Below are 5,116 nucleotides of genomic sequence, written 5' to 3'. Positions count from 1 at the left end.
GGGCCAGACGGAYCAGGGCAAAAACTTGTTTGAGCCGMAGGCGAGTTGTTTTTGACCCCGGCTGGACCGAGCACCGCAGGTTGCCCGCAGCGAAGCGWAGGGACGCAGGAACCAGGGTCGCCTTTTCTTTGGTGACTTTCTTTTGGCGAAGCAAAAGAAAGTTACTTGCATGCCGGGCAACCCCCGGCCAGCAGTTCACAGCAATGAGCGCAGGGACCGAAGCAAGAACCAACCCTCGAAATGCACTTCCCTACGGAGACTCCTCATGCTCCAAGTAAAAAACATCAACCAATACTACGGCGGCTCCCACATCCTGCGGGACGTGAGCCTGGACGCTCACCTGGGCAAGGTCACAGTTCTGCTGGGTCGCAACGGCGTAGGAAAAACCACGCTGCTCAAATCACTGATGGGCCTGATCCCCATCAAGACCGGCACGATTGAATTCGACGGCAAACCCATCCAGGGCAACACGCCGTATGAGCGCGCCCGCGCAGGCATCGGCTTTGTGCCGCAGGGCCGCGAGATCTTCGCGCGCCTGACGGTGGAAGAAAACCTGCGCATGGGCCTGGCCTACAAAAGCGCCAGCACGCCGATTCCTGCCGAGCTGTATGAGCTGTTTCCGGTGCTCAAGCAGATGCTGAACCGTCGCGGCGGTGACTTGTCGGGTGGGCAGCAGCAGCAGCTGGCCATTGCACGCGCGCTGGCGGYCAAGCCCAAGCTGTTGATTCTTGACGAGCCCACCGAAGGCATACAGCCCAGCATCATCAAGGACATCGGCCGCGTGATCCGCATGYTGGCCGACCGCGGTGACATGGCCATCTTGCTGGTGGAGCAGTACTACGACTTCGCGCAGGAACTGGCGGACGACTACCTGGTGATGGAACGCGGCGAATTCATTGCGCGCGGCCAGGGTAAGGACATGGAAGCCAACGGCGTGCGGCAGCTGGTGGCGATTTAAGCAGGCTGCCTGTCGTCGCTTTGCCTCAAAGCCCGGTTTGTCCGGGCTTTTTTGTGCCTGCAGGCATGCCGATATTCGTATCAGTTCCGCGAACGTAGAATCGCAGCGGTCGCCGAAACAAACCGGCTAAAAACAATCAAAAAAAGGTAGATGCCGATGGCGTTGCTTGCGTTGGACAACTGGCTGATCCAGGCGAAATCTCATGCGGGCCTGTCGGGCTTTCGCCGCTTTCTGGTGGAGTTTGGCTGTTTCGGCCTCAAGGAAGCCAGGGCGTGCCTCTTTGCCRGGCTGTTCTTTGCAGCGGTGTTCCTTGTGCCGCGGGCCGGTGTGGCCGGTGTTCCGCGCTACGACCTGCTGCTTTTGATTGCGCTGCTGATTCAAGGCTGGATGGTGCTGGCCAAGCTGGAAACCCTGGATGAGCTGAAAGCCATCTGCCTCTTTCACGTGGTGGGGTTTGCGCTGGAGGTCTTCAAGACTTCCGGGTCCATACAGTCATGGAGCTACCCGGACTTTGCCTATACGAAAGTGTTTGGCGTGCCGCTGTTTTCCGGCTTCATGTATGCGGCGGTGGGCAGCTACATCATCCAGGCGTGGCGGCTGTTTGACCTGCGCATCCGGCATCACCCGCCTTACTGGATGGGTGTGGTGATTGCATTGCTGATCTACGGCAATTTTTTCACGCACCACTATTGGGGCGACTACCGCTGGTACATCGCCGCCTGCCTGGCCGGCTTGTACGCCAGGTCCACAGTGATCTTCCGGCCCTATGACCGGGACCGGAGCATGCCGCTGTTGCTGGCTTTTCTGCTGATCGGCTTCTTTATCTGGGTGGCTGAAAACATCAGCACGTTCTTCAGTCTGTGGCATTACCCCAACCAGCTGGGCGCCTGGTCCCTTGTCCATGTGGGCAAATGGAGTTCCTGGTCGCTGCTGGTGGTCATGACCTTCACCATCGTGGCCAACCTGAAGCATGTGAAGGCGCGCATCCATGTACCCGACTGAGACGGGCACTCCCCGCGTGAAGCTGCGCTTTGACCGCGAGGCGGCGCTATGGGCACTCTTCATTTTCATCATTGAAGTGCTGATCGCGACCGTGTGGTCGCACCACCGCTGGCTGCGGGGTTTTGTGGGCGACGTGCTGGCGGTGGTGTGGGTGTACCTTTTGCTCAAGACCGTGATCAAGGCCAACACCCAGGGCCTGGCGCTGGTGGCGTTTGCGGTGGGTTGCCTCGTGGAGCTGGCCCAGTATGTGGCCAGCGTCAACGGCTGGCACGTGCAGAACCGGGTGCTGAAGATTCTGCTGGGTTCGGTGGCTGACTGGATGGACGTGCTCGCCTATGCCTGCGGATTCCTGCTGATTTTGGCGCTGGAGTTCCTGCTGGCCCGCTGGAAGGCCGCCAGGAGGCCGATTACTCCGGTTACTTCGAGCGAAAGATGATCTCCTTCATGCGCTGAAGCCGGGGTGCCGTCATCGGCACCGTCAGCATGGTGCTGGCAATGGCCATCAGCAGCAGGGCGGTGAAGGTCTCATTGGAGATGATTTTCTTGCTCAGCAGGATGTTGACAAAGATGATCATGATCAGCCCTTTGGTCTGCAGCAGCCAGCCGATGAAGGAGCCTTCGCCGGGCGCCCATTTCAGCACTTTGCCTGCGATGTAAGTGCCCATCAACTTGCCGCCGACTGAAGCCACCAACAGCACCGCCGCGGCGATAAAAACAGCCTCTCCGCCGACGGACCAATTGGTGCGCAGCCCCGCACTGAGGAAGAACACCGGCATCATCACCAGCAGCACGTGATGGCGCAGCAGGTCCATGTGTTCCTGGTTGAACCACTCACCGTCGATGACGGCGCCGGCCAGGAAAGCCCCGATCATGTAGTCCAGCCCGGCCCATTCCGCACCGAAGGCGCAGACGATCAACCAGATCAACCCGACGTACCAGCGGTCACGCTCGGGCAGCCACACCATGAGCTTGCGAAAGGCATAGCTCACAACGCCGAACGCCACGAGAAAACCGACCTGGGTGCCCACCCGTTTCCAGTCCATCAGGATCAGTGCCAGCACGCCCCAGATCGCGATGTCGTCGAGGCTGGCGTAACGGATCAGGCGCTGGCCCACGGGCTGACGCAGGATGGCGAGCTTGTCCATCAGCAGGATCAGCACGGGCAGCGCCGTGACGGCGCAGGCCATGCCGACGCCCACCACAAACTGCCAGGGCATGCCTTGCGCGCCCAGCCACCCCGGGTACATCAGCATGCCTGCGGCCACGACGCAACCCAACACCAGCGGTGTGCTTAGCGCCAGGCCGGCGGTGATGCCGCTTTCGCGCCGGTGTTCCCAGGTCTTTTTGAGGTCCAGCTCGATGCCGGCGATCCAGACAAACACCATGACGGCCCACCAGGCAATGCCGTTGAGCGACTGCACCACCGGCGCGCTGAAGACAAAGGCGTAGTAGTCAGGGTAGACCTTGCCCAGGATGCCCGGGCCCAGCAAAATGCCGGCGATCATCTGCACCACCACCAGCGGCGCGTAGTAGTCGGTTCCGAGAACCCGCCAGATCAGGTAGGGCACCGCGAAGATGAGCGCCATGGCGATCAAGTAGGTTTCGGTGGTGGTCATTGCGGAGTCCATGGTTCCCTTTGTTTTTATGCCTTCCGGCTCCGTGCCGGCGGCCAAGCCCCGCATGGTAGACCATGGCGGTGGCGCCGGTTGTAAGCGGCCTGCCTGTCGGTTACCATGGCGTCGGCTGGCCCCATTGCCAGCCACGTCGCTCGGACGGTTCCGGGCGCTTACGTGAAAGTTTCTTATGTCCGCCTCTTCTTCAGGCAAGCGCCGCTTTGCGCGCATTGACCGGCTTCCCCCCTACGTCTTCAACATCACGGCCGAGCTGAGAATCGCGGCGCGCCGGCGCGGCGAGGACATCATCGACATGAGCATGGGCAACCCCGATGGGGCCACGCCCGCGCACATCGTGGCCAAGCTCACCGAGGTCGCGCAGCGGCCCGACACGCACGGCTATTCGGCCAGCAAGGGCATACCGCGGCTGCGGCGCGCCATTGCGCATTGGTACCAGAGCCGCTACCAGGTGGCGATTGACCCCGACACCGAGGCCATCGTCACCATCGGCTCCAAAGAGGGGTTGGCCCACCTGATGCTGGCCACGCTGGACCGCGGCGACACCGTGCTGGTGCCGGACCCAAGTTACCCCATTCACATTTACGGCGCGGTGATCGCGGGGGCCGATATTCGCTCGGTGCCGCTGACACCCGACACGGATTTTTTTGCCGAGCTGGAAAAAGCCATTCGCGGCAGCTACCCCAAGCCCAAGATGATGGTGCTGGGGTTTCCGTCCAACCCCACCGCGCAGTGCGTGGAGCTGGAGTTTTTCGAGAAGGTGATTGCACTGGCGCGCAAGCACGACATTTTTGTGGTGCACGACCTGGCCTATGCTGACATCGTGTTCGACGGCTGGAAGGCGCCTTCCATCATGCAGGTGCCGGGCGCCAAAGACATCGCGGTGGAATTTTTTACGCTCTCCAAAAGCTACAACATGGCAGGCTGGCGTGTCGGCTTCATGGTGGGCAACCCCGACCTGGTGGCCGCGCTGGCGCGCATCAAGAGCTATCACGACTACGGCACCTTCACCCCGCTGCAGGTGGCCGCGATTGCCGCGCTGGAAGGCGACCAGCAATGCGTGAGGGACATTACCGCGCAATACCAGGCGCGGCGCGACGTGCTCTACAAGGGCCTGACCGAAGCGGGCTGGCCGGTTGACTGCCCCAAGGCGTCGATGTACATCTGGGCGCGCATTCCCGAGGCTTACCGCAAGCTGGGCTCGCTGGAATTCGCCAAGCAGCTGCTGGAAAAAGCCAAGGTGTGCGTGTCACCGGGAATCGGCTTTGGTGACCACGGTGACGACCATGTGCGCTTTGCCTTGATCGAAAACGAAGCCCGCATCCGCCAGGCGGTGCGCGGCATCAAGGCCATGTTCAAGGCGGATGGCGTGCTGAAATCCGCACAGACCGATAAGCAGGAAGGATAAAAAAAGTGGGCCGCAAGCGGCCCACTTTGACATGACTCCATACCGGCACCAAAGGTGTCGGCGCTGTTTTCTTCAACTGTCGGTGGCGTTGGGTGTGCCTTTTCCTGCGATACCGGT

General features: G+C 61.1%; 5 protein-coding genes. 4 read left to right on the top strand and 1 reads right to left on the bottom strand.

Features of this window, described 5'->3' with window-relative positions; translation table 11 throughout:
• Window positions 1–265 precede the first annotated feature (265 nt).
• The 3 genes from urtE (at window position 266) to AC1D1X_RS15235 (ending at window position 2,396) form a co-directional block, all read left to right on the top strand.
• Entirely contained in the window at window positions 266–958 is a 693-nt protein-coding gene (gene urtE, locus AC1D1X_RS15245) for an urea ABC transporter ATP-binding subunit UrtE (RefSeq protein WP_477698579.1), read from the top strand.
• A gap of 156 nt (window positions 959–1,114) precedes the next feature.
• Window positions 1,115–1,960 (top strand): DUF817 domain-containing protein, encoded by an 846-nt coding sequence (locus AC1D1X_RS15240; RefSeq protein ID WP_477698578.1) that lies wholly within the window; start codon window positions 1,115–1,117, stop codon window positions 1,958–1,960.
• Complete coding sequence (locus tag AC1D1X_RS15235; protein WP_477668169.1) at window positions 1,947–2,396, top strand: ribosomal maturation YjgA family protein; 450 nt, start codon at window positions 1,947–1,949, stop codon at window positions 2,394–2,396. Before AC1D1X_RS15240 ends, AC1D1X_RS15235 begins: the two co-directional genes overlap by 14 nt.
• On the opposite strand, the gene AC1D1X_RS15230 is transcribed toward AC1D1X_RS15235, so the two are convergent.
• A complete protein-coding gene (locus AC1D1X_RS15230) occupies window positions 2,377–3,588 on the bottom strand; it encodes a cation:proton antiporter (protein WP_477698577.1) in 1,212 nt (403 codons plus the stop codon). The genes AC1D1X_RS15235 and AC1D1X_RS15230 overlap by 20 nt on opposite strands.
• A gap of 175 nt (window positions 3,589–3,763) precedes the next feature.
• On the opposite strand from AC1D1X_RS15230, the gene alaC reads away from it, so the two are divergent.
• Window positions 3,764–4,999, top strand: coding sequence for an alanine transaminase (gene alaC, locus AC1D1X_RS15225; RefSeq protein WP_477668167.1), 1,236 nt, complete (start codon window positions 3,764–3,766; stop codon window positions 4,997–4,999).
• Window positions 5,000–5,116: the final 117 nt, after the last annotated feature.

It is taken from the genome of Polaromonas sp. P1_G4 (assembly GCF_056405475.1).
Note: the sequence above shows the minus strand (reverse complement) of the source record. Positions and strands in the feature narration are given on the sequence as shown.